The 25,210-nt window shown below is 49.8% G+C and carries 25 protein-coding genes; 14 read left to right on the forward strand and 11 right to left on the reverse strand.

Going from position 1 to position 25,210, the window contains the following annotated elements; genetic code table 11:
- Positions 1-35 precede the first annotated feature (35 nt).
- Complete coding sequence (locus Q0577_RS26340; RefSeq protein ID WP_298741719.1) at positions 36-710, forward strand: 2-C-methyl-D-erythritol 4-phosphate cytidylyltransferase; 675 nt, start codon at positions 36-38, stop codon at positions 708-710.
- Here the strand turns inward: Q0577_RS26340 and Q0577_RS26345 are convergent.
- Complete coding sequence (locus tag Q0577_RS26345; protein WP_298741721.1) at positions 707-1,690, reverse strand: Gfo/Idh/MocA family oxidoreductase; 984 nt, start codon at positions 1,688-1,690, stop codon at positions 707-709. The two genes, Q0577_RS26340 and Q0577_RS26345, sit on opposite strands and share 4 nt — an antisense overlap.
- Positions 1,691-1,755: 65 nt before the next feature.
- On the reverse strand, positions 1,756-2,481 hold the full coding sequence (gene radC, locus Q0577_RS26350) for a DNA repair protein RadC (protein WP_298741723.1): 726 nt from the start codon (positions 2,479-2,481) through the stop codon (positions 1,756-1,758).
- Between the two features lie 210 nt (positions 2,482-2,691).
- Here radC and Q0577_RS26355 point away from each other — a divergent pair, with 210 nt between their 5' ends.
- The 4 genes from Q0577_RS26355 (at position 2,692) to Q0577_RS26370 (ending at position 5,651) form a co-directional block, all read left to right on the forward strand.
- Positions 2,692-3,642, forward strand: a complete 951-nt coding sequence (locus tag Q0577_RS26355) for a ribose-phosphate pyrophosphokinase (RefSeq protein ID WP_298741724.1) — start codon at positions 2,692-2,694, stop codon at positions 3,640-3,642.
- A gap of 33 nt (positions 3,643-3,675) precedes the next feature.
- Positions 3,676-4,266: a 50S ribosomal protein L25 gene (locus Q0577_RS26360; RefSeq protein WP_298741726.1), complete on the forward strand. Its 591-nt coding sequence runs from the start codon at positions 3,676-3,678 to the stop codon at positions 4,264-4,266.
- A 139-nt stretch (positions 4,267-4,405) separates the two neighbouring features.
- Positions 4,406-4,987, forward strand: a complete 582-nt coding sequence (gene pth / locus Q0577_RS26365) for an aminoacyl-tRNA hydrolase (RefSeq protein WP_298741728.1) — start codon at positions 4,406-4,408, stop codon at positions 4,985-4,987.
- A gap of 52 nt (positions 4,988-5,039) precedes the next feature.
- Positions 5,040-5,651 (forward strand): fumarylacetoacetate hydrolase family protein, encoded by a 612-nt coding sequence (locus tag Q0577_RS26370; protein ID WP_298741730.1) that lies wholly within the window; start codon positions 5,040-5,042, stop codon positions 5,649-5,651.
- Between the two features lie 82 nt (positions 5,652-5,733).
- Here the strand turns inward: Q0577_RS26370 and Q0577_RS26375 are convergent, their stop codons facing one another.
- Complete coding sequence (locus tag Q0577_RS26375) at positions 5,734-6,168, reverse strand: MarR family transcriptional regulator (protein ID WP_298741732.1); 435 nt, start codon at positions 6,166-6,168, stop codon at positions 5,734-5,736.
- A 72-nt stretch (positions 6,169-6,240) separates the two neighbouring features.
- On the opposite strand from Q0577_RS26375, the gene Q0577_RS26380 reads away from it, so the two are divergent.
- A complete protein-coding gene (locus tag Q0577_RS26380; protein ID WP_298741734.1) occupies positions 6,241-8,370 on the forward strand; it encodes a thiamine pyrophosphate-dependent enzyme in 2,130 nt (709 codons plus the stop codon).
- Between the two features lie 76 nt (positions 8,371-8,446).
- Positions 8,447-8,848: a DoxX family protein gene (locus Q0577_RS26385; RefSeq protein ID WP_298741736.1), complete on the forward strand. Its 402-nt coding sequence runs from the start codon at positions 8,447-8,449 to the stop codon at positions 8,846-8,848.
- A 4-nt stretch (positions 8,849-8,852) separates the two neighbouring features.
- Here the strand turns inward: Q0577_RS26385 and Q0577_RS26390 are convergent, their stop codons facing one another.
- The 8 genes from Q0577_RS26390 to Q0577_RS26425 form a co-directional block, all read right to left on the reverse strand.
- A complete protein-coding gene (locus tag Q0577_RS26390; RefSeq protein ID WP_298741738.1) occupies positions 8,853-9,725 on the reverse strand; it encodes an EamA family transporter in 873 nt (290 codons plus the stop codon).
- A 45-nt stretch (positions 9,726-9,770) separates the two neighbouring features.
- Positions 9,771-10,949: an NRAMP family divalent metal transporter gene (locus Q0577_RS26395; protein ID WP_298741739.1), complete on the reverse strand. Its 1,179-nt coding sequence runs from the start codon at positions 10,947-10,949 to the stop codon at positions 9,771-9,773.
- Positions 10,946-11,686, reverse strand: a complete 741-nt coding sequence (gene pxpA / locus Q0577_RS26400; RefSeq protein WP_298741742.1) for a 5-oxoprolinase subunit PxpA — start codon at positions 11,684-11,686, stop codon at positions 10,946-10,948. The genes Q0577_RS26395 and pxpA overlap by 4 nt, the downstream gene beginning before the upstream one ends.
- On the reverse strand, positions 11,673-12,674 hold the full coding sequence (locus Q0577_RS26405) for a biotin-dependent carboxyltransferase family protein (RefSeq protein ID WP_298741744.1): 1,002 nt from the start codon (positions 12,672-12,674) through the stop codon (positions 11,673-11,675). Before Q0577_RS26405 ends, pxpA begins: the two co-directional genes overlap by 14 nt.
- Positions 12,671-13,381: a 5-oxoprolinase subunit PxpB gene (pxpB, locus tag Q0577_RS26410; protein WP_298741746.1), complete on the reverse strand. Its 711-nt coding sequence runs from the start codon at positions 13,379-13,381 to the stop codon at positions 12,671-12,673. The genes Q0577_RS26405 and pxpB overlap by 4 nt, the downstream gene beginning before the upstream one ends.
- Complete coding sequence (locus Q0577_RS26415; RefSeq protein WP_298741748.1) at positions 13,378-14,568, reverse strand: PepSY-associated TM helix domain-containing protein; 1,191 nt, start codon at positions 14,566-14,568, stop codon at positions 13,378-13,380. The genes pxpB and Q0577_RS26415 overlap by 4 nt, the downstream gene beginning before the upstream one ends.
- 5 nt (positions 14,569-14,573) lie before the next feature.
- The gene (locus Q0577_RS26420; protein WP_298741750.1) at positions 14,574-17,105 is read right to left on the reverse strand and encodes a TonB-dependent receptor; all 2,532 of its coding nucleotides are present in this window, start codon (positions 17,103-17,105) and stop codon (positions 14,574-14,576) included.
- Positions 17,106-17,439: 334 nt separating this feature from the next.
- The gene (locus tag Q0577_RS26425; RefSeq protein WP_298741752.1) at positions 17,440-18,039 is read right to left on the reverse strand and encodes a TetR/AcrR family transcriptional regulator; all 600 of its coding nucleotides are present in this window, start codon (positions 18,037-18,039) and stop codon (positions 17,440-17,442) included.
- A gap of 246 nt (positions 18,040-18,285) precedes the next feature.
- On the opposite strand from Q0577_RS26425, the gene Q0577_RS26430 reads away from it, so the two are divergent.
- The 7 genes from Q0577_RS26430 to Q0577_RS26460 all read left to right on the forward strand — a co-directional run bounded on the left by Q0577_RS26430 (position 18,286) and on the right by Q0577_RS26460 (position 25,208).
- Positions 18,286-18,885: a TetR/AcrR family transcriptional regulator gene (locus Q0577_RS26430; RefSeq protein ID WP_298741754.1), complete on the forward strand. Its 600-nt coding sequence runs from the start codon at positions 18,286-18,288 to the stop codon at positions 18,883-18,885.
- Between the two features lie 40 nt (positions 18,886-18,925).
- On the forward strand, positions 18,926-19,501 hold the full coding sequence (locus Q0577_RS26435; protein ID WP_298741756.1) for a YceI family protein: 576 nt from the start codon (positions 18,926-18,928) through the stop codon (positions 19,499-19,501).
- A 509-nt stretch (positions 19,502-20,010) separates the two neighbouring features.
- On the forward strand, positions 20,011-21,078 hold the full coding sequence (locus tag Q0577_RS26440; protein WP_298741758.1) for an aminotransferase class I/II-fold pyridoxal phosphate-dependent enzyme: 1,068 nt from the start codon (positions 20,011-20,013) through the stop codon (positions 21,076-21,078).
- Positions 21,075-22,250 (forward strand): hypothetical protein, encoded by a 1,176-nt coding sequence (locus Q0577_RS26445; RefSeq protein WP_298741759.1) that lies wholly within the window; start codon positions 21,075-21,077, stop codon positions 22,248-22,250. Before Q0577_RS26440 ends, Q0577_RS26445 begins: the two co-directional genes overlap by 4 nt.
- Before the next feature lie 83 nt (positions 22,251-22,333).
- Complete coding sequence (locus Q0577_RS26450) at positions 22,334-23,323, forward strand: NAD(P)-dependent oxidoreductase (RefSeq protein WP_298741761.1); 990 nt, start codon at positions 22,334-22,336, stop codon at positions 23,321-23,323.
- Between the two features lie 104 nt (positions 23,324-23,427).
- A complete protein-coding gene (locus Q0577_RS26455; RefSeq protein ID WP_298741763.1) occupies positions 23,428-24,753 on the forward strand; it encodes an inositol-3-phosphate synthase in 1,326 nt (441 codons plus the stop codon).
- Positions 24,750-25,208 (forward strand): phosphatidylglycerophosphatase A, encoded by a 459-nt coding sequence (locus Q0577_RS26460; RefSeq protein WP_298741765.1) that lies wholly within the window; start codon positions 24,750-24,752, stop codon positions 25,206-25,208. The genes Q0577_RS26455 and Q0577_RS26460 overlap by 4 nt, the downstream gene beginning before the upstream one ends.
- Positions 25,209-25,210 lie beyond the last annotated feature (2 nt).

Here is a 25,210-nt window from a genome sequence, read left to right on the forward strand (position 1 = left end):
TCACTGCGGTGAGACTTTTTTATTTTTGGGACCGCATGGAACAACTTAGAAAGATAGCCATCATTGTGGCGGGCGGCTCGGGTACCCGTATGGGCAGTACAATGCCCAAGCAGTTCCTGGAGCTGGCCGGCAAGCCGGTATTATACCATACCATTGCCGCTTTTATAAATGCCTATGAAGATATGGAGGTGGTATTGGTTGTGCCTGAAGCGCATTTTGCCCCGGCGCAGCAGGTACTGAACTGTTTCAGCACAGCGCCGGCGGTAACGCTGGTAAAGGGCGGGGAGACCCGCTTTCACTCTGTGAAGAATGGTTTACAGCAGGTGCAGGAAAAATCGGTGGTGTTTGTGCATGACGGTGTACGTCCGCTCTTATCTGCTGCGTTGATACACACCTGTTATGAAGCGGCCCTGGTGCATGGTAATGCCATTCCTGTAACAGATATGAAAGACAGTATCCGGGAGCTGCAGGGGGATGCCAACAAGGCGGTGAACCGTGAATGGTATAAGATTATACAAACCCCGCAAACGTTCTTATCAGAACAGCTGCTGCCCGCATTCGAACTGCCTTATGATCCTTTATTTACAGACGAGGCTACCGTGGTAGAACGGCTGGGTCACCGCATCCACCTGGTGGTGGGTGAGGAGCGCAATATTAAGATCACCCGTCCGCTGGACCTGGTGATTGCGCATGCATTGCTGAAGGGTTAAGATGCGGTAGGGGCAGACTGATTGCGGCCGATCTTCTGAAGGATCTGGTGGGCTACATCCAGGGCCTGCAAACCATCGATCACATTTACTGCTACCGGTTTGTTCTGCAGTATGCTGTCGCGGAACAGTTCCAGCTCCATGCGGATGGCATTGGACTGTTTTACCTCCGGGTTCTCAATAGCGATCGTTTTCCTGCCGGTATTGGTTTCTATATCCAGTGTAAAAAGTCCGGCGTCGTCCGGTGTTTTCAGCTTAATGATCTCGGTTTTCTTGTCAAGGAAGTCGATGCCTATATAAGCGTCTTTCTGGAACAGTCGCATTTTGCGCATCTTTTTCAGGGAGATGCGGCTGCTGGTGAGGTTGGCTACGCATCCGTTGTGGAACTCGATGCGCACATTGGCAATATCAGGCGTATCGCTCATTACCGCCACGCCACTTGCCGAAATGCGGCTGATGGTGGATTGTACAATGCTTAGCACGATATCAATGTCATGGATCATCAGATCCAGGATTACACTTACATCTGTGCCGCGCGGGTTAAATTCAGCCAGGCGGTGCACTTCTATGAACATAGGCTTCAGGTGGTAACCGCGCAGGGCGAGGAAAGCCGGGTTGAAGCGTTCCACATGACCTACCTGGAATTTGACATTGGCCTCTTCCACCAGTTTTACCAGTGTTTTGGCTTCTTCCATAGTATTGGTCATGGGTTTCTCCACGAAAATGTGCTTGCCGTTGCGGAGCGCTATTTCGCAGAGTTTAAAGTGCTGGGTGGTGGGAGCTACTATATCGATGGCGTCTACAGCCTGTATCAGTTCTTCAGCAATGGTATACCGCGGAATCTGGTATTGCTCTGTCACGCTTGCCGCATTGGCATTACCTGGATCGTAAAACCCTACTACTTCAACGTCCTTCATCGTCATCAACTGGGAAAGGTGGATCCTGCCTAAATGTCCAACACCAAATATTCCAATTTTCAGCATAGCAGATTTTAATGAAATAATTGCGAATGTAAGGAAAAAGGGAATTATTATATCCAAAAGTTTAGCTATATAACTCCTTCTTCTGCCATGCTGTAGTATCCGGCCTCCGATACGATGATATGATCTACTACTTCTATGTCAAAGAGGCGGCCTGCTGCTTTGATCTTGTGGGTGAGCCCGACATCAGCAGCACTTGGGCTCAGGCTGCCGGAGGGATGGTTATGGCAGAGCAGCAGCCGGGAGGCGCCTGTTTCGAGGGCTTCCCTGAATATCAGCCTGGCATCTACGATAGTGCTGCTAATGCCGCCGGAGCTGATACAACGGTAATGCAGCACACGGCAATTATGGGTAAGGTAAAGTACGTAAAAAGCCTCATAGGGATGATCTGACAGCAAGGGCTTAAAGAACAGGGCCGCATCTGCGCCCCTGGTGATCACCTGTTTTTCGCGCATATACCCTGCCTGTTTACGCCTGGCCAGTTCCATGGCAGCTACAATGGTAACTGCTTTGGCGTCACCGATGCCGCGCAGCTTTTTAAGCTGCAGCACATTGAGTTTACCCAGCTCAGGGAGATTATTGGAGGCGGCGCGTAATACTTCTCTGCCCAGCTCTATGGCAGATTTTTGTTTAGTACCATTATTGAGCAGGATAGCCAGCAGCTCGGCATCGCTGAGGGCAGCCGGACCTTTGCGGATAAGTTTTTCCCGGGGTTTGTCATCTGTGGGGAGCTTTTTCACGGGAGTATAGCTTTCGGGAAGCCGGCCCTGGGGGAGGTTAACTTTTGCTTGCATAATCTTTCGGATATCTCCACTAAGTAACGTGTTTGCTGCCGTACCAGCAAATATTTTAATGCACACCCCGCCAGTCAGGCTAAAGGGCTTGATACCAGCGCATTTATTCATACGGAAAAATGAGAAAGTGAGTGCTATGGCCGGGGTGAACAAAAAAAAGAAGTGCAGTACGAAGCAAAAGTTATAGTTTTGCGACTCTTTTCCACAGTCATGCAACCATCAGTAAAAATTTTCACGGGCAACAGCAACCCCGGATTGGCAGAGAAAATAGCCAAACGCTACGGCAACGGCCTTGGTAAATTACAGATCCAGCGGTTCAGCGACGGCGAGTTTCAGCCGGTGTACATGGAAAGTATCCGGGGAGACTATGTTTTCCTGATACAAAGCACCAATGCTCCAGCAGACAACCTGATGGAGCTATTGTTAATGATCGATGCTGCCAAGCGGGCCTCTGCGGGCTATATTACGGCCGTGATCCCTTATTTTGGTTTCGCCAGGCAGGACAGAAAGGATAAGCCCAGGGTGGCCATCGCTTCAAAGCTGGTAGCCAACCTGCTTACTTCTGCGGGTGCTAACAGGGTGATTACAATGGACTTACACGCTCCCCAGATCCAGGGTTTCTTTGATATACCCGTGGATCATCTGGACAGTTCTGCAATTTTCATTCCGTATATAGAGAATTTGAAGCTGGAAAACCTTACCTTTGCGTCCCCTGACGTAGGTAGCACCAACCGGGTAAGGGAAGTAGCGTCTTATTTCAATGCGGAAATGGTGATTTGCGACAAGCACCGTAAACGCGCTAACGAGATCGCTTCCATGGTGGTGATAGGTGATGTGACAGATAAGGATATCGTACTGATAGACGATATCATTGACACGGCAGGTACACTTACCAAAGCGGCTAACCTGCTGATGGAGAAGGGAGCCAGGAGCGTACGGGCCTTTTGTACACACCCGGTACTGAGCGGTAAAGCATACGAGAATATCGAGCATTCCGTGCTGAAGGAACTGGTAGTATGCGATACAATGCCGCTGAAGCAGGAATGCTCCAAGATCAAAGTGATCAGCGTAGCAGAGCTTTTCGCAGTGGCTATCCGGAACATGTACGAGAACAAGTCTATTACCAGCCTGTTCGTACACAGCCACCGGAGAGGATTATAAGGATTTATTCAATTAACATAAACTGTTTAAACAATGAAGACAATAACCATCGAAGGACAACTCAGGAGCGACTTAGGCAAAAAAGCCACCCGCCAACTTCGTTCTGAGGAGCAAGTGCCTTGCGTTATTTATGGGGGTGCCGATACCATCAGCTTTTCTGCTCCGGCAAAACAATTTAAAAGCCTGGTGTATACTCCGGATTTCCAGCTGGCCGAAGTTAAAGTAGGCGGCAAAACTTACAAATGCATTCTGAAAGACATGCAGTTTAACGTGGTGACCGATGAACTGGCCCACATTGACTTCATGGAGCTGGTAGAAGACAGGAAAGTGGTAGCTACCCTGCCGCTGAAACTGGTAGGCCAGTCTGTTGGTGTAAAAGCCGGCGGTAAACTGGTGGTGAAAATGAAAGCGCTGAAGGTAAAAACCCTGCCTAAATACCTGCGTGAGAACATCGAAGTGAACATCGATAACCTGGACCTGAACCAGAACATCCGTGTAGAAGATGTAAAAGATGAGAACTTCGAGATCCTGAACTCTCCCCGTATCCCCATCGCATCTGTGGTAATGACCCGTCAGCTGCGCCAGGAAGAAGCGGCAGGTGATAAAGACGCTAAAAAGAAATAAAAGCTTCTTACAGATATTCACAGGAACCCTGGTCCCGGATGGCGGCCAGGGTTTTTTTATAAGGCAGCACCTTGCTTTATAGGCGCATGCGGATTAAATTTCTATTTTTGACTCAATTTTAGAAGCCGAACATTAAGGGATGAAATATTTAATAGCCGGACTGGGAAATATAGGCGAAGAATACAAACACACCCGCCACAATATAGGCTTTGACGTGGCAGACGCTTTTGTGGCCAAGCATGGCGGCAGTTTCCGGAGCGACCGGCTGGCAGATGTGGCAGAATGCAAATGGAAAGGAAAGGTATTTGTAGTGATAAAGCCCACTACCTACATGAACCTGAGTGGAAAAGCAGTAAAGTACTGGTTAGACAAGGAAAAAGTACCGGTAGAACACCTGCTGGTGATCATGGACGAGCTGGCCCTGCCCCTGAATGTACTGCGGTTAAGGCCGGGCGGCAGCGATGCCGGGCATAACGGTCTTAAAAGCATACAGGAATTGCTGGGGACCAATCAATATCCCCGGCTGCGCTTTGGCATAGGTAATAATTTCCCCAAAGGGCGGCAGGTGGATTATGTGCTGGGCAAATGGGGAGACAAAGAACTGCCTGTAGTAGAACAGAAAATTGAGAAATCCGTAGAGATCATAGAAGCCATCGCTTCTATTGGTATTGAAAGAACAATGAATAATTATAATAACTTGACTTTCCCTGCCGCTGAGTAACTTTGAGTGCAGGAACGGAGCCATTTTATTTAACCTTTTAAATGCACGCATCATGAAAATTATCTGCGTTGGAAGAAACTATGCCGAACATGCAAAAGAACTGAACAATGAGCTGCCAACGGAACCAGTCTTATTTATGAAACCTAAAAATGCATTGTTGCAGAACAATCATCCTTTCTATTACCCCGATTTTACCGACAACCTGCATTATGAATGCGAACTGGTATTGCGTGTATGCAAAAACGGAAAACATATACAGGAGAAATTTGCAGACAAGTACTACGACGCTATCTCAGTAGGGATCGATTTTACAGCACGCGATCTGCAGGATAAGCAGAAAACCAAAGGACTGCCCTGGGAGATCGCCAAGTCATTTGACAACTCTGCTGTGGTGGGTAAGTTCATACCTGTTACCCCTGAGCTGGATAAAAAGGATATTAACTTCTGTCTGTATAAAAACAAGGAAATAGTTCAACAAGGCAATACGAAGGACCTCATTTTTAATTTCGACTTCCTGCTGTCTTATATTTCTAAGTTCTTCACACTGAATATAGGCGACCTGATTTTTACCGGAACACCGGCGGGGGTGGGGCCTGTAGAGATAGGTGACACGCTGGAAGCCTTTATCGAGAACGACAGCCTGCTGGAGTTTATGGTAAAGTAATACAGGTTGAAAGTTTGAGTGTTTGAAAGTATCCCGCTGTCCGGGGCATCTTCAGCCACTTGAACTTTCAGACTACCAACTTTCAGGGGATGTTGTGATAGATCACGTCCAGTATCCTGGTTAATTCCAAAAAGTCTTTTTCTGTCAGGTCTTTCCAGCCTGTTTTACGCATTTCCAGCACCAGGGGTCTTACTTCCTTATATTTTTCAATACCCGGCGGGGTCAGCTGCAAAAACACCTTGCGGCGGTCTGTCACAGCGGCTTCCCGTTGTACCAGGCCCTTTTTTACCATCAGCTCTATTATTCGGGATACAGTAGTGATATCCTTGGAAGTGAAACGGGCCAGCTCGTTATGGGTAATCTTTTTGTGCTTGTACAGGTTCTCAAGCAGCAGCCATTGATCTACGGTAATGTCTTTGTGGTGGGCATCAAAGGTCTGCTGCCAGTAATTGCGGATTTTTTTAAGGGTAGCGTCCAGCTTAAAAAAGGATGGGTTTGTGACGTAAGTATCGGGCATATTTTGTAATTTGCAGTAGCAATAGTTGTATTAGCAACTAATATGGAATAGCTAAGACCAAAACATTTTTACGTGTTTAAAGATAATACAAGCGTTCCAACTTTAAAAACCCCCGACACCAGCCAGGAACGCCGAACAGACAGATCGCAATTACTCCGGGAGGCATACCGCCTGATGTGCCAGTCCCGACATATGGCCGCCACCTATGAGGCTAACCGTGCCATATGCAAATATGTGCACTCTGCCTCCAGCGGGCACGAAGCCATACAGATCGCAGCCGGCTTGCAATTACAGCCCTGGGATTACGCCAGCCCCTACTACCGGGACGACAGTATGCTGATGGCCATGGGCTTTAGCCCCCTTGAGCTGATGTTACAGCTCCTGGCCCGGGCAGATGATCCCTTTTCAGGCGGACGATCCTATTACTGCCATCCCTGCAGCCGGCAGCCAGACAGGCCGCTTATCCCACACCAGAGCAGCGCTACCGGTATGCAGGTGATCCCGGCCACCGGTATGGCGCAGGGCATCCGCTACCTGGAGCAAATAGGTGCGGAAACACTGCGGAAAGGCCCGGATGGTGAATCCCCGGTGGTACTATGCTCCCTGGGAGACGGCAGCGTTACGGAAGGGGAGGTAAGCGAAGCCTGGCAATTTGCCGTACTGCAGCAGCTTCCAGTGATCTACCTGGTGCAGGATAATGACTGGGGCATTTCTGCAACCGGCGTTGAAACACGGGCCATGGACGCTTATGAATACGCAGCCGGCTTTAAAGGACTGGAACGTATGCGGATTGATGGCAGCGATTTTGACAAGTGCTACCAGGCCATGCAGACCGTCATCCGGTTTGTACGTACCGAAAGAAAGCCGATACTGATACAGGCCAAAGTGCCATTGCTGGGACACCATACTTCCGGCGTGCGAAAAGAATGGTATCGTTCAGCAGAAGACCTCTCTGCACATGCCCGCCGTGACCCTATGCCTTTGCTGCGTCAGTTGCTGGTAGAAGAAGGCATCAGCGAAGCAGCCATCGCAGCTATAGAAGCAGCTGCCGCGCAGACAGTAGCCGCCGCTTTTGAGACAGCAGTGAATGCCCCTGAGCCGGATCCTCAGACCGTAACCGCACACGTGTTTGCCCCTACACCGGTTGACAGAGAATCAGGTACCCGCAGCCCCGCCACCGGCAACAAGGTGGTGATGGTGGATGCTGCACTGCATGCCGTTGAAGAGATATTGCAACAATACCCCGAAGCCATTTTTTATGGACAGGATGTTGGCCGGCGTTTGGGCGGCGTATTCAGGGAAGCAGCTACCCTGGCAGAGAAGTTCGGTGATCACCGTGTATATAATACCGCTATACAGGAAGCGTACATTATTGGCGCAACCGCAGGCTTGTATGCAGTGGGGGTTAAGCCCATTGTAGAAGTACAGTTTGCCGATTACATCTATACCGCGTTTAACCAGCTGGTAACCGAAATTTCAAAATCCTGTTACCTCAGCGCCGGTAAGTTCCCGGTACAAACGCTGATACGGGTGCCAATAGGCGCCTATGGTGGTGGTGGCCCTTATCATTCCGGCAGTATAGAAACCACACTGCTGAGCATTAAAGGTATCAAGGTGGTATATCCTTCCAACGGGGCGGATATGAAAGGCCTGATGAAAGCTGCCTTCCTGGATCCCAACCCGGTAGTGATGCTGGAACATAAAGGACTTTACTGGAGCAAGGTACCGGGCACACAGGAAGCCATGACCATAGAGCCTTCAGCTGATTATGTGCTGCCGCTGGGAAAAGGCAGGGTAGTGCTGGCTGCACATCCCAAAGATGTGCAACGTGGCAACAGTATATGCATCATCACCTATGGCATGGGCGTTTACTGGGCGCTTGCTGCAGCAAAGCATTTCCCGGGCTGCGTGGAGATCGTAGACCTGCGCACCCTGCAGCCGCTGGATGAAGCCCTGGTGTTTGAGACGGTGAACAGGCATGGAAAATGCCTGGTGCTTACAGAAGAACAACTTAACAACTCCTTTGCGCAGGCCCTGGCTGCCCGCATCCAGCAACAATGCTTCAAACGCCTGGATGCGCCGGTATATACTTTTGGGGCGTTAAACCTCCCGGCTGTACCCATTAACATGGAACTGGAAAAGGCAATGTTGCCGACCACGGAAAAGGTAACTGCCGTGATAGGTGAATTACTGGCCTACTAAAGCAACCTGAAAAAGAAGTAAATTCGGAAAGCAGATTTCATTGAGCGAAATAATCTCACACTAAAATTATTGCATCATGAAAGTCGCTGTATTACTTGGCCGGGTACTCTTTTCCCTGATCTTTCTCTTTACCATACCCGGGCATTTTTCTCCTCAGCTGATTGGTTATGCCGCTGCCCAGGGTGTACCAGCTCCTTCATTCCTGGTGCCGCTTTCAGGTATCATAGCGTTTGCGGGTGGACTCAGTATCGTTTTTGGCTATAAGGCCAAACTGGGCGCATGGCTGATCATTATTTTCCTGGTGCCCGTAACCTTGTTTATGCATGCTTTCTGGAAAATTACAGACCCGGTAGCGCAACAAATGGACATGGTCATGTTCATGAAGAATGTTGGCCTCACAGGGGCCGCCTTAATGATCACTTATTTTGGCGCCGGGCCGCTGAGCGTAGATGAGAAGATGGCCGGGAACAGAAAATAGCTGCTTACTTACTGAACTTTTCCCGCTGGGCCAGGTATAACCCTGCTATTACTAAGGCCGTTCCGGCAAAAGTATAGGCAGTGATGGGCTCATGTAGCAACAGGGAGGAGTATACGAAACCAAAGATAGGGCAGAGGAATAACCAGAAGGAGGCACGTACGGTATCCAGTTTCACCAGGTAGAACCAGAGCTGCAGCGCTATAATTGACACCGGCAGGATCAGCCAGAACACCGCTCCCCAGAAGGAAAGGCTAAGATGCGTGGCGCCTGAACGGGCGGTGAGGGCAGTGAAGGGTAACAGCATACATCCACCCAGCAATACCTGCCATCCATTAAAGGCCAGGTTGGGTATCTGCCATTTTACCCGGCTGTAATATACCGTAGCTATTGAAACGGATACCATCCCTGTGAGCAGGATGGCCAGCCCCCTGATGGTAGCGTGACTGTCCTGTAAAAGGGGGTAGGTGGCCAGCCCCACACCAGCCAGTCCCAGTATCACGCCTGTTATTTCATACCAGCGTAGTTTTCTTTTAAGCCAGACTGCAGATATCACCATAATGAACAGCGGGCTGGTAGCGGTAGAAAGGCTACCGATACCGGCGGACACTTCTTTCATGGCCAATACAAAGCATCCCAGGTAAATGGTGGTATTGAGCAGTGCAAATATTGCCAGCTGGCGCCATTCAGCGCCTTTGGGCAACGCATATCGTTTGCTGCGCAGTACAATATAAGCAAAGGCTAACATGAGCAGGCCCGCCAGCAGAAAGCGTACATTGGCCAATACCAGCGGATCGGCAGCCTGAATGCCTATCTTGGTTGCCACGGCGGCAGAAGCCCATAAGGCCGCAAAAAGAAATCCGGCTAGTAGCTGTTTCATAAAAACCGTGCAAGTTACAATTCCCTGGTGATAATTATTGTGTGATCAGGATGACAGCCATTGACGGATGGTCAATATGCTTAGCCAGGCCATCACCAGCGCAACCACCCACCCGGCCAGCTGCATCCATAGCGGGTGGCGGTAACCGCCCATCAGCTTTTTACGGGTAGCAGCTACCAGTATGATGATCAGCGCCACCGGCAGAATAAGCCCGTTGAGGGCGCCCGCAATGATCAGCAGGCGGATAGGCTGTCCTACAGCAATAAAGATCAGCGTTGAGCATATAATGAAAAGAGAAATGAACCAGCGTTCATGCAGAGCAACAAAGGGATGGCGGGTTTTTATGAAAGAAACGGAGGTGTATGCAGCTCCTACTACCGAGGTGATGGCTGCGCTCCACATCACGACACCGAAAAAGCGGTACCCTATCTCCCCCGCGGCAAAACGGAATACCGCTGCGGGTGGATTATTGCCTTGCAGCGCAGCGCCCTGCATTACCACACCCAGCACCGCCAGGAACAATACGCTCCGCATAATGCCGGTGATAATGATACCGCTTACCGCACTTTTATTAACATACTTTACCTGCAGCGGGCCGCTGATACCGGCGTCCAGCAGGCGGTGAGCTCCTGCAAAACTGATATAGCCGCCTACGGTGCCACCAACCAGGGTAACAATCGTTTTGGCGTCTATCATGTTGGGCCATATACTTTGCGACAGGGCTAATGTCAGGGGGGGCCTGGAACTGATCGCTACATATAATGTAAGCAACACCATGAGGATGCCCAGCCATCTTGCAAACTGGTCCATGGCCTTACCGGCTTCCCTCATCCAGAAAATGAACAGGGCCACACCACAGCTGATCAGTGCTCCATAGGTGGTATCCATGCCGCTCAATACTTCCAGTCCAAGTCCGCAGCCCGCAATATTCCCGATATTGAAGGCCAGTCCGCCCAGTGCTATCAGCGCTGCCAGCAGGTAACCCATACCGGGCAGCAGCTCATTGGCAAGATCCTGTGCACGGCGGTTGGTAAGGGTGAGGATACGCCAGATGTTCAGTTGCGCGCCAATGTCCAGCAGTATGGATACCAGTATTACAAAGCCAAAGGCGGCAGCCAGCTGCCGGGTAAATACGGTGGTTTGCGTCAGAAAGCCGGGGCCGATGGCAGAAGTGGCCATCAGGAAAGCGGCGCCAAGCAGGGCAGAAGATCGTTGCTGGTTCAAGGGCGGCGGATAGTTAAATGATGATCCTGTAGGGCGGTATGAATGGCGCGGGCAAAGGTAACGGCATGGGGGCCGTCGCCATGCAGGCAGATGGTTTCCGCGCTGAGCGGTATCGTTTGCCCGTTTACGGTAGTTACCTTTTGTTGTGTAACCATTTGCAATACCTGTTGAATGGCCTTCTCTTCTGTGTCTATCAGGGCATTAGGCTGGTTCCTGGGCGTAAGCGATCCATCATCCTGGTAGGTCCTGTCTGCAAATACCTCGCTGGCAGTTTTCAGTCCGGCTTCCTGTGCTGCCCGTATCAGCCAGCTGTTGCTAAGTCCGAAAAGGCATAGTTGTTTATCAACATCATATACCGCTTTGGCAATCACCCGGGCCATAGCGGGTATCCTGGCGGCCATGTTATACAGGGCGCCGTGAGGTTTTACATGTACCAGGCGGGTATGCAGTTTGCGGCATATTACCTGCAGGGCAAATATCTGTGTGGTAACAAGATCGTACAATGCGTTGTCTGACAGCTGCTGTTCTGTTCTGCCGAAGTTTTGTTTGTCTGCAAAACCGGGATGGGCGCCTATGGCTACTTTATGTTGTACGGCCAGGGCGGCGGTACGCTGCATCGTGTCCGGACTGCCGGCATGATAGCCGCATGCAATATTGGCGCTGCTGATGAAGGGCATGATCGCTTCATCTGTATCCAGTCCTTCGCCTATGTCGCAGTTTAAGTCAATGTAAGCCATAGTGGGATAGCCATTCTTCCAACCGTAATTTACAGGCATTTTGCATAAAGTGCAAGCGCTGCTCCTGCTGCCAGAGCAGTTCTTCTGCTGTTTCTGCGGGGATCATCAGGAAGCGGATCTCATCGCGGGGCCTGAGCTGGGAGAGGGCAGGCTGGTCTGCAGTGATCACATGCGCCACCCGCGGGTAACCACCGGTGGTCTGGTGATCGGCCATGAGGATGATCAGGTGTCCATTGGGTAACAGCTGTATGGTGCCCCTGGTTACACCGGCGGATATCTGTTCGCGGTACTCCGCCATCTTCAGGGAGGGGCCGCGCAGGCGGAAGCCCATACGATCACTTTGGGGACCTATTTCAAAAGCGGCGCCGGTTAACAGTTGCCGGGCATGATCGTTTAGCAGTGCAAAGCCGCTGCCTTCGGTAATATGCAACTGGCCCGGCGGGCCGTATAAGTCGGCAACGCCCGCTGTCCAGGGCAGTATCATCAGCTCCTGCTTTCCCAGTACGGTGGTATAAGAGTTGGTTATGCAGAACGGCACTACGTCATTCTTTTGCAGGGCTCTGCCATTGAAGCCTCCTGCAGCGGCTTTAAGATGCGTACTGTAGCTGTTCAGCCAGGGTTGGAGCGACAGGCCATGACGAATGGCCAGGTAGCTGCATGCACCACCAACGGGTTTGGTGAAACGAAGTACGGTCTGGCCGGATACCAGCAAGGGCTTATTGATGGGCACGGGCTGATCATTGATCATGGCGCCCATGTCTGCACCAGACAAAGCGATCATGGCATGTGCCTCAAACAGGAAAGCGGCAGCGGGGAAATGCATTTCTATCACAGCTTCGCCAGGCGGGTTCCCTACCAGGCTGTTGGCCACCTGCATGGCCACACGGTCCATCACCCCGCCGGGGTTAATGCCCAGGTGCTGGTAGCCGGAACGTCCGGCATCCTGCACCGTATCCAGCAGGCCGGGTTGCAATACACGTATGCTCATGAAGGTTGTTGCATTTGATAGAATGTTTCAAGCGTGATGGGTACAAACTGTACCTGGTCGCCCGGCCTGCAGTAGCAGGGATCCTGGGCGGACGGATCAAACAGGCGGATGGGCGTTTGCCCGATAATATTCCAGCCCCCGGGAGATGACAACGGGTAAATACCGGTTTGTTCACCGGCAATGCCTACACTGCCCGCCGGTATTGCTGTACGGGGCTGTTTAAGCCGCGGGCTGGCCAGCCGGGCGTCTACCTTGCCCATATAGGGGAAACCGGGCAGAAAGCCGATCATATACACCGTATAGGTTTGCGCGGTATGCAAGGTAATCAGCGCTGCTTCAGACATTCCCTTTTGCTGCGCCAGCACGCTAAGGTCCGGCGCAAGGGAGGGATGGTAACACACGGGTATCTGCAGGCTGCGCGATACCGTCGTTCCGGTATCTGTTACCTGCTGCAATGATCTCTTGATAAAATCGCTGATCCAGGCCCTGGCCGGGCGGTTTATTTTCTGCCTGATGGCGGCTGCATCGTACAGAACGGCCAGGGAGGCATAAGCGGGGATCAGATCTGTGATGAAGGAAAGCTTTAAGGACTGCAGGCAGTGAAAAGCTTTCATTACCTGTTCATGTATGTGTGGGGCTATCTGCTGTTCCCATTCGATTATGACGGCGTTATCGCCCAGCGGAGTTATGCTAAAAGTTGTGTTCATGATATCCCTGCAGGGAAAGATACGGAATCTTTCCGGACCGGGACCGATGGTAATGCAGGAGTTTTATTGTCTTTGGCAGCGGGTTTCTTTTTCCTGCGGCGGTTCAGCCAGATGTAAAACCCAGTTACAGGAAGGGAGGCGGCCACCAGCGCTGCGATCAGGGACAGCAGTTTTGTGGGCCATCCCAGGAGGCTGCCGGTGTGGATGGGGTATACCAGCCTTCTTACCTTCATGCCGCGGCTCTCATTTTCGTAGAGGCGGGATTGCACCAGGCTGCCGGTACCTGGATCGAAGTATAAGGTACTGGCAATATTACCGATGGCGGCATCATCGTTGCGTTTAATAACGGTGATGGCCTGGTTCTTCTTTTCAACAAAGTTTTTCTTTTCAGCAAAGCGGATTCTAACCGGGCCCGTATAATCAAGTATGCTGTCGGTACTGTGCATTATGCGGCTCAGGTAGGCGGTGGGCGCCGTGTTCACTGCGGGTGTTTGCGGGGCGGTCATTTTCTTCATCGGCTTTCCGTCGAAAGCGTAGAAGATAAGGTTATTGGCCCACTGGTAGGCCCAGGTAAGACCGGTGAGGGCTGTCAGGAAGATAATGATGTGCACATAAAAGCCCAGCACAGCATGCAGGTCCCAGTTAAGCCTTTTCCAGGAGGCGTTCCATTTTATCTGCATGCGTTGTTTGCGGGTATTGCGTTTGGGCCACCATAACACAATGCCTGTGATGACCATGATGAGGAAGATGGAGCAGGATACCCCGGTGATGGCTTTCCCCGTGGCACCCATACAAAGGTAGCGGTGCAGCCTGAGTACTACTGCAAAGAAGCGGCCATCTTCATCCACCGCTTTGATGATCTGGCCGGTATACTGGTTTACGGCAACCGACAGTGCATGTTTTTTGTCTTTATTGATGTTGAAGATGATGCTTCGGCAGGCGGCAGGTTCGATGATGATCTCCCGCAGCTTATACGCTTTATAGCGGGTAAGCACGGTATTGGTCAGCGTTTCGAGGGGAAGGGCTTTTGCGCCGGCGGGCGCCTCCACATAACTGAAGCGGGGGCTGAGGCGTGGTTCCAGTTCGTTTTCGAACACCAGGATACTGCCGGTGAGTGCTACAATGAGCACCACCAGACCGGAACCGATCCCTAACCATAAATGCAGCCAGCCGATGATCTTCTTCATAATGATCAGAAAGTATAAGATACGGTGGCTTGCCAGTTACGGGGCGCACCCGGGAAGAGGCGAAGATAATCATATCCGCCCACCCAATAAACTTTGTTCGCCAGGTTGTTCATGTTGAACTGTACCTGAACGCGGTTCACTTTATAATATAATGCAGCGTTCAGCAATGCATAGCCGGGAAGCGTCTGCGTTTTGCTCAGGCTTACGTTCCTTTCTGTAACGAAGTTGCCCCCTGCACCAATGCCAAATCCTTTAACCGCGCCGGAGGGAATGGTGTATTTGGTCCAGATGCTGCCCTGGTTTTTAGGTGCATTGGGTTTTTGCTGTCCTACCAGGTCAAGGTCTGTTTTACCGGCTGATGTTATCACCGCATCGTTGTAGGCGTATGTAACTACCACATCCCAATGGGGCATGATCTGCCCGGTAACATCCAGTTCTACGCCTTTGGCCTCTTCCTCGCCTATCTGGACCATCAGGTCAGGGTTGCCGGGGGCGGAAGCGTTATACAGCGTGCCTTTCTGACGGATGCGGTATACAGCCAGGTTGGCGGTCAAACGGCCGCTGAGCCATTCTGTTTTCAGGCCGCCTTCTATGAGGTTGCTAGAAATGGGATCGAAGGGGCCTCCTGCCAGGGGATTGGCCTGTGTGGCGGCGTCCTGGGGGTTGTACCCTTCGGTGTATACGCCATATACGTTGATGTTCTTGTTAATGGTATACACAGCGCCTATACGTGGCAGCAGTTTATGCTGGCGTACGTTCCTGGTACTGTCGGTCTTATAATACAGCTTATTGGTAAAGGTTTCGTAGCGTAAGCCTGCGAGGAGCTGTACGGGGCCCAGTTTTACCTGGTCCTGCACATAAAAGCCATTCAGGCCGGTGAAGATGGGCAGGGTAGCGGAATTCGATGCGGTAACAAAGGTGTATTTGGAAACGTCTTCCAGCTGGTTGTTTCTCAGGATCAGGTCATAAGAGGGCACATTCGGTTTCGGGATGTTGATGGAAGAATCTCTGCCCGCCGCATTTTTGAGCGGGTTACCCCTGTTGTCTCTTACTATGTACCGGGTGTACACATAGTTACCCGGGTTGGCCGGATTGTAGGCCAGTGCATTGCCACCGTTTTTGTTCTGGTAGTTATTGGCTGTTTGCTGCGAAGCGCCCGGGGGCAGTACATCCTGTGCGTAGTCGTAGCCCGCCAGCAGCTTGTGCGCTATTTTGCCCGTGTTCAGCACGTAGGTAAAATAAGCAGATACGTTGTCAACAAACTCTTTTGATTGACGGATAAACACCTGCCTGGCGACAAGGTTGGGAATAGGATTGCCGAAAGAATCCACCGCGTAGGTATTGGAGCTTCTGTGCTCCAGCAGGTCCTGCGAATAACCGGTGCGCAGGTAAGACAGGTTAAAGGCCAGTTTGCTGGTGAATTCATGCGTCAGGGAGGTCATGACGGTATAGGTCTCCTCGTTGAGATAGTCATTTACCGCTGCGAGCGACAGGGAGATGGGCGTGGTATAGAGCGCCTGCTGATCAGTACCCGCGAATACGGACTGGCCGCGGTCCAGCCGGCTGTTGGATTTGTTATATACCGCATCAAAGTTCAGCCTTGTTTTGGGAGTAGGCAGGAACGAGATAGACGGCGCTATCACCAGGTTCTTGTCAAATTGCAGATCGCGAAAGGACTGTGCATTTTCGTAACCCAGGTTAAGCCTGTACAGGATGGTCTTTTCGTCATTCAGCGGACCGGTAAAGTCGGCCAGGGCACGGGTGGTATTGAAGCTGCCCGTGGTAAAGCTCAGTGATTTACGGGATTCTGCCAGCGGCTTTTTGGTTACGCGGTTGACGGTGCCGCCGGGGGAGGCGTTTCCGAAGAGGGCAGAGGCAGGGCCTTTGATCACTTCCACCCTTTCCAGGTAGTTGACCATGGGCTGTTTCCAGAAACCGGAAAAGGTACGCATACCATTAAGCAGCTGGGTGGTGCTGCCGCCGTTGATTCGGAAGCCGCGGATGGTAAGATCGTCGTAGAAGGTGAACTGGTTCACCCCGCTGAAGTTCTTTACCACATCGCCTACACGTACGGCAGACTGGTCCTGCATCAGTTCCTTGGTAACATATGAAATTGCCTGCGGCACTTCCCGTAAGGGGGTAGCCGTTTTAGAGCCTATGAAGGAGTTGGTGTTCTTGTAGCCGGATTCTTTACGGCCGGTGATCTCTACGGTCTGCAGCTGTTCTGTAGAGGGTACCATCACTACATCTACCACGCGGGTTTCGCCGTTGGAGAGGGTAATGGTTTTCTGATCGGCTTCAAAGCCGGTATGCGAGAAGCGGATGACATATTTTCCTGCGGGCAGGCCGGTAAAGGAAAATTCGCCGCTGGTATCCGTAGCGGTGGTATGCTGTTTATTGGCGAGTTGAATGCTTACTTTTTGCAGCGGAGTGTTGTTAATGTCCCTTACTGTTCCCCGGATGGTTTGTCCAAAAGCATTGATTGACAGGAAGATAAATAATGCTGTCAACCATTGCCTGCTGATGAGAATTGCCATGATCTTTGACGTGTGATTGATTTTGATGACGCAAAGGAACAAAGGCTTATTAGTTGTTAGTACTCCAATCGGGAAAATCATTTTCGCAAAGAGGAAATACTTTTGAATGATACTATTTTAACAAAATGCCCCGGTACTACCATATCACAAGAGCACAGATAGACCACGCCAGGAGAACACAAGAAGAAGACTGGTAATATAATATAAAAAGCCGGAACAGGACTATTCCGGCTTGTTGCCTAAACCTACAACTGTTACACTGTTGTAACAGCAATTATATACTATGAAAAATTAGAATATTATCGTTTTTCGGTCGATTATTTGTCAAAAAAATTCAGGATTTGCGGATCCCGTTCATCAGTACAGACACCAGGAAATCCATTTTCTCGCCTATTTCGTCCAGCTTTTTATCCATAATGCAGGCAGATTCTACACCGCGTTGAGCATTGGCAAGCAGGAAGGCCAGGATGTCCAGTTCCTGCTGGTCATAGTTCGGGAATTCCCCGGTAATGACCCCGTACTGGAGAATGCTTTTCAGTATCTCGGCTTCTGTGCAGTCGTAATTTCTGCGGATGCTGATCTCCAGCTCGTTGCAGGCCTTCAGATCGCTGACCACCACCTGGTAGAGGGTGTTCATCCGTTTGATCTCCCGCATCTTGCTGCGGGTAAAGGCTTCCAGCTTTTTTACGGCACTGTCTTCTTTACTGACGGCCTCCTGAATATTACGGAAGATGATGTTCTTCTCCTTGCGGATCACCGCGTCAAAGATCTCTTCTTTATTCTTATAATAGTAATAGAGCGTGCTTTTACCTTTTCCTACAGCTTTGGCAATATCCTCCATGGTCGTTTTCTGTAAGCCATAGTGTCGGAAAAGCTTCGCCGCTTCATCCAGTATATCGGATTTGATCACTTCGTCTTTAGCCAGTGTTGTCATTGTAGGTTTGAAGTCGTTCTGCTCAAAACTAGAGAGAAAATGCGAGAAGGCCCAATTTTTTCCGGACTTTCAGACTAAATCTTTTGAATAGTCGAAAAACAGCGGATGCTCAGGGCACTTACCTAAACGTAAGTGCTAAATATTTGTTGAAACAAATAATTGCTACTACATTTGCTAACGGTGTTAGTTTTTCTAAAAGGTGTTTTGGGAGGGTGACACTATCGTTTAACAATAGAAATTACAGCAGTGGGAATAACGGAACGTAAGCAACGGCAGCGGGAAGAAATGCGCACAGGGATACTGGATGCGGCCTGGAAGCTGGTTCATGAAGAAGGCTGGCAGGCGCTCTCTATCAGGAAGATAGCGGAGGCGATTGAGTACAGTGTTCCGGTTGTTTATGATCACTTTGAGAACAAGGATGCAATTGTAGCGGAGTTCAATAAAAAAGGATTTGAGTTGCTGGGCAATGAACTGAGCGCCGTGAGGGCTGGTTACAGGGAACCGGAGGAGCAGCTGGAGGCGATTGGCGCGGCTTACTGGGATTTTGCTTTTCAGCACAAACAATACTATCAGCTGATGTTCAGCCTGGGGGTTCCCAGCTGTGAAAGTGCCCGTAAGATACCCGAGGTAAGCGCCTGTATGGATGTGATCCAGTGTACTATCCGCCAGATCATCGAAAAATACAGGAACAGCCAGGCAGACCCTTTTCTGAAGTTCCATGCCTTTCTTTCCATGATCCACGGCCTGGTGTCTATCAACATAATAGGTCCGGCCAACAATGAAGACCTTAACCGGTTGGTATTGAAAGACCTGGTGACCGGTTTTATTAAAGGATGCACCGCATGAGCCATTTATTCATTAAAAACCAAAAATAAAATCAACAACAATGAAAAAGACCGCCCTACTCTTTGCAGTATGCTCTGTTTTATCCCTGGCAGGTGTTGCGCAAACAACCTGGTCGCTGGATCCGGCGCACTCTAAACTGGGTTTTACCGTTACACACATGATGATCTCTGATGTAGACGGCCAGTTTTCAAAATTTGATGCCAAGATCACCTCTTCCAAAGAAGATTTCAGCGATGCTGTTGTAGAACTGACTGCAGACGTGAACAGCGTGAACACAGACAACGAAAAACGCGACGGCCACCTGAAGAACGAAGACTTCTTTGATGCAGCCAAATACAGCACTATCACTTTCAAAAGCAAGTCTTTCCAGAAAGTAGGTGAGAACAAGTACAAGGTATCTGGTGATCTGACCCTGCATGGCGTTACCAAGCCCGTAACCCTGGATGCTACATTGAGGGGTACAACAGTAAACCCGATGAGTAAGAAAACAGTAGCCGGCTTTAAGGTAACTGGTACTATCAAACGTGCAGATTTCTCTTTCGGAACCAAGTATCCGAACGCGATGCTGAGCGACGAAGTAACCATTACAGCCAATACAGAGTTTATAAAAGGTTGATTATTAGCTAATAATGCTTTGTGAATAAGTATTACAACGAATTACACTATTGTGTAACAACAATTTGTGTAATTCGTTCTTATTTTTGTGATTATTTTTATCCGTGATGCAGTCAGAGAAAACATTTCTTTATTCGGATAATTATTAATATATATGTACCCGGATCGGGACCTGTCAAAATAATTAAAAAAAATATTTAACCTATTGAAAATGAGCTATATCCCTATGAGAAATGCAATCCGGGCACAAAATTTTTTGTTAAGAAATGTTTAAGAATTGTATTTTTGGACATTAAAACTTTTTCAGTCGAACAGACTGGAAGTCTTTACGGCAAGCGATAAAGCATAAATACGCGTACGATTTTCACAGCATAAGCATAAAAATTAATGTACAAGAGGCTACCTGTAAAAGAGGCAGTTATTGCCAAGGAAAAAGGTATATATCCATATTTTCGGCCGATATCATCTGCGCAAGACACAGAGGTGATTATTGATGGGAAAAGGGTGCTCATGTTTGGGTCCAACTCCTATCTGGGGCTTACCAGTCATCCCAAGATCAAGGAAGCTGCAAAGCAGGCCATTGAGACCTATGGGACTGGCTGTGCCGGTTCCCGGTTCCTGAACGGCACACTTGATCTTCACATTGAGTTGGAAGACCGCCTTGCGCGCTATGTGGGTAAGGAGAAAGCGATACTGTTCAGCACAGGCTTCCAGGCTAACCTGGGCGCTTTATCCTGTCTGACCGGTCGTAACGACTATATCATCCTGGATGAGTATGACCATGCTTCTATTCTGGACGGTAGCCGTTTATCCTACTCCAAGGTGATCAAGTACCGCCACAACAACATGGAAGATCTGGAAGCCAAGCTGAAAGGTTTGCCGCCTGAAGTGAACAAGCTGATCGTAGTAGACGGCGTGTTCAGCATGGAGGGAGACCTGGCGCGGCTGCCTGAGATCGTGGATATTGCTGAGAAGTACAACACCGGTATTATGGTGGACGATGCGCACGGCCTGGGCGTGGTAGGCGATAAAGGCGCCGGTACTGCTTCCCATTTCGGTCTTACCGATAAGGTGGATGTGATCATGGGTACTTTCAGTAAGTCATTTGCTTCCCTGGGAGGTTTCCTTGCCAGCGACGCAGATACCATTGAATACCTGAAACACAGTGCACGTTCCCTGATCTTCAGCGCCAGCATGACACCGGCTTCTGTGGCCAGTGTAATGGCGGCACTCGAGATCATCGAAACAGAGCCTGAGCACATCGAAAAGCTGTGGGCAAATACCAACTATGCCAAGGGATTGCTGATGGAAGCCGGTTTTGAACTGGGCCCTACTGCATCTCCGATCATCCCGGTGTTTGTAAGGGATCACGAAAAAACCTTCGCAATAGCAAAACTGCTGCAGGATAATGGTTTGTTTGTAAACCCTGTAGTTCCCCCTGCTGTACCTGCTGATGCTACCATGCTCCGATTCTCACTGATGGCCACACACACCTTTGAGCAGATCGAAGAAGCGGTAGAAAAAATGCAGCGTGCATTCAGAAAACTGAACATCATCACAATAAAAGAGAACATATGATGGAGGCAACGCCGGTGCAGCAGCGCAAGGCGCTTACACCAGATGAGATGGTGGAGGTAAAGCCGGTGCAGTCAAAAAAGGAACTGGGGCAGTTCATTGACTTTCCCCATGACCTTTACAAGGATGATCCTTGTTATGTGCCGGAGCTTTTTATAGCACAACGCGACCTGCTTACGCCGGGTAAGCATCCTTTTCATAAACATTCTTCACTGCAGCTTTTCCTGGCCTGGAGAAAAGACAAGATCGTAGGCCGGATAGCTGCTATCCAGAATAACAGCCATAATGCGTTCAATCATACGCAGGATGGCTTTTTTGGTTTCTTTGACAGCATCAACGACCAGCTGGTGGCAGATGCTTTATTCAGCACGGCAGCAGCCTGGCTGAAGCAGAAGGGCGCCAACACCATGATAGGGCCGGTGAACTTCTCTACCAATGAAACCTGCGCATTACTGATAGAAGGCTTTGATTCGCCTCCCATGGCGATGATGACCTATAACAAGCCTTATTACCTGGACCTGATCACACAGGGCGGGTTTGTAAAAAAGGTAGACACTTTTGCCCATAAGATCACCGCGGATACCGTGAATGAAAAGCCACGGAAGATGATGGAGCTGTTACGCAAACGCCTGGAGCAGCGTAACATCACTATCCGCAAGATCAACATGAAGAAGTTCAAGGAGGAAGCCGATAAAATCAGGGAAGTGTATAATGCCGCCTGGGACAAGAACCTGGGATTTGTGCCAATGACCAATGAGGAGTTTGACTATACAGCCAAAGACCTGAAACTGATCGTTGATCCTGATTTTGTGCTGCTGGCAGAACATGAGGGCAAAGTAATAGGCATCACCATCTGTATTCCTGATATTAACCAGGTACTGATCAATGTAAAGAGAGGCAGGTTATTACCTACCGGTATTTTCAAGCTGCTGTTCGGCAGGAAAAAGATCAATGCCCTCCGCATCATGGTGCTGGGTGTACTGGAAGATTACCGGAAGCTGGGTATTGAAGCTGTTTTTTACGGCACGGTCATGGAGAACGGGCTGAAGAAAGGCATGAAATGGGCGGAAGCAAGCTGGGTGCTGGAAACCAATGAAATGATGAACAAAGGGATAGAGAACAGTGTGAACGGTAAAGTATACAAGAAGTACAGGATATTCGAAAAGGCGATTTGAACGTTAGGTTAAAGTGATATTTAACATTGCTTTAGAACTGTTATGCAGGCATCAAACGTTCAACCCCGGACAAATAATTGAAAGTGAAACAAAAAGTTCTTATCACAGGCGCCAGTGGGTTTGTGGGGTTTCATCTGATCGAGGCAGCATTAAAAGCAGGGCTGGAAGTACATGCAGCCGTAAGGTCATCCAGCCGTATCGATCACCTGCAGGGATACGAGGTGCAGTATGTTTCCCCGGATTTTAGCAACGCAGCTTCCATCAGGGAAGTATTGGAAGATAAACAATATGATTACGTGATACATGCGGCCGGTATCACAAAAGCTTTTTCAGATGAAGAATATAATGCGGTAAACGCCGGCTATACTAAAGCGCTGGCAATGGCCGTTAAAAGTGCAGCAACACCGCTGAAAAAATTTGTTTTTATCAGCAGCCTGGCGGCTTTGGGGCCTATCGCTTATGATGCGGTGACTCCTATCTGTGAGAACAGTGAACCAAAGCCGGTTACAGGATACGGAAGAAGTAAACTATTAGCAGAGCAATACTTACAGCAGATCGAAGGGCTTCCGCTGATCACTCTCCGCCCTACTGCTGTTTATGGTCCCCGCGATAAGGACATTTTCATTATGTTCAAACTGATCAGCCGCGGATTTGAACCATATATCGGCAGAAAGCAGCAACGCTTCAGCTTTCTGTACGTGAAAGACCTGGCAAAAGCCACCATAGAAGCGCTTACATCGCCTAGTACAGGCACCTACAACTTGTCAGACGGAAATGTGTATGACCGCTATGCCCTTGCAGACGTTGCGAAACGATTGCTGGGCAGGCAGACCTGGAAAGTGCATATTCCTTTCGGAATTGTGCAGGTAATTGCCAGCACGCTGGAAAGAATGCCTTCCCGGGGTAAAACGGCGCCGGCGCTCAACAGGGAAAAACTGAATGAGCTTACTGCGCCGAACTGGTACTGTAGCATTGAAAAAAGCAGGACAGAACTGCATTTTTCACCGGACTATGACCTTGAAAAAGGCCTGGCCGAGACACTGCAATGGTACAGGGACAATAAATGGTTATAGCAACAACATTGAAAAAAGACAAGCACCCGTATGGATCTTTACTTACAGAAGGATTGTAAGCGCAAGTTCCGTCCGGTAATTCAAAACAAACAAATGTTAATCGGATGAAACAACAAGTTCAAGAAGCAAAGGGCAAACTGGGTATCCTCATACCAGGGCTCGGCGCTGTCGCAACTACCGTGATAGCCGGTGTGGAGGCCGTTAAGAAAGGCCTGGCCCAACCTACCGGCTCCCTCACTCAGACAGGCAGTATCCGCCTGGGAAAACGAACCGAGAACAGAACCCCCAAGATCAAGGATTTTGTACCCCTCACAGACCTGAACGACATAGTATTTGGCGGCTGGGATGTGTATGAAGACAATGTGTACCAGGCTGCCGTAAAGGCAGGTGTACTGGACCCCTACCTCCTGAAGGCCATCCAGCCCGAACTGGAGGCCCTGGTTCCCATGAAAGCAGCGTTCGACAAGAACTATGTAAAGAACCTGGACGGCACCAACATCAAGCAGTACGATACCAAATATAACCTGGCCCTGGATGTTATGAAGGATATTGAAACCTTCAAGGCAAAGCACAACTGCGACCGTATTGTAATGGTATGGTGCGGTTCTACGGAGATCTTCCATGAAACTTCAGATGTGCATGACAGTCTGGCAAGTTTTGAGCAAGGCCTGAAAGATAATGACAGCCGTATTGCCCCCAGCATGATTTACGCCTACGCGGCCCTCAGGCTGGGAGTACCCTACTGCAATGGCGCGCCCAATCTGACTGTAGACATTCCCGCCCTGGTAGAACTGTCCAGAGAAACAGAGACCCCCATTGGCGGAAAGGACTTCAAAACCGGACAAACGCTCATGAAGACCATTCTGGCACCAGGTTTGCATGCAAGGGCCCTCGGCGTACAGGGTTGGTTCTCCACCAATATCCTGGGTAACCGGGACGGATGGGTACTGGACGATCCGGATAATTTCAAGACCAAAGAGGTGTCCAAACTAGGGGTACTGGAGGACATTTTCCGTCCTGATCTTAATCCGGAGCTGTATGGAGAACTATACCACAAGATCAGGATCAATTACTATCCGCCCCGTGGCGATAATAAGGAAAGCTGGGATAATATCGACATTTTTGGATGGCTGGGCTATCCGATGCAGATAAAGATCAATTTCCTATGCCGTGATTCTATCCTGGCAGCGCCCATCGTGCTGGATCTGGCACTTTTCATAGACCTGGCCAAAAGGGCCGGAATGTCTGGCATACAGGAATGGTTGTCGTTCTACTTCAAATCACCGCAGACTGCGCCTGGTTTGAGACCGGAACACGATATTTTCAAACAGCTGATCAAACTCGAAAATACCCTGCGCCATATGATGGGTGAAGACTTAATCACTCACCTGGGACTGGATTATTACGAAGAGACCGTAGAACAATCATGATCAGATTTCATCAGTTGATCTCTACCAGCCTGGGGATAGGGTACATAGGCAAAGGAGCGGGTACGGTAGCTGCAGTGGTAACGGCCCTGGCTTGGTACATGCTGCAGGCTGGAGAGATCTCCGATATTTCCATGCAATGGGGGATTACCCTCCTGATCGTGGTGCTGGGCACCTGGAGTGCCAGCGAAGTAGAAAAGAACTGGGGCAAAGACAATCAGAAAGTGGTGATTGACGAAGTGGCAGGTATGTGCATCAGCCTGCTGATGCTGCCGCCGAGTTTACTATATATAGCGGCTGGCCTGGTACTGTTCCGCTTTTTTGATATTGCTAAACCGTTGTATATCCGTAAAGCGGAGCGCCTGCCGGGTGGCTGGGGTGTAATGCTGGACGATATACTGGCAGGGGTGTACGCCAACCTGCTTTTACAGATCGCATTCAGATCTAAACTGTTTTAGAA

Source organism: uncultured Chitinophaga sp. (assembly GCF_937898475.1).
In the GTDB taxonomy this organism is placed as follows: domain Bacteria; phylum Bacteroidota; class Bacteroidia; order Chitinophagales; family Chitinophagaceae; genus Chitinophaga.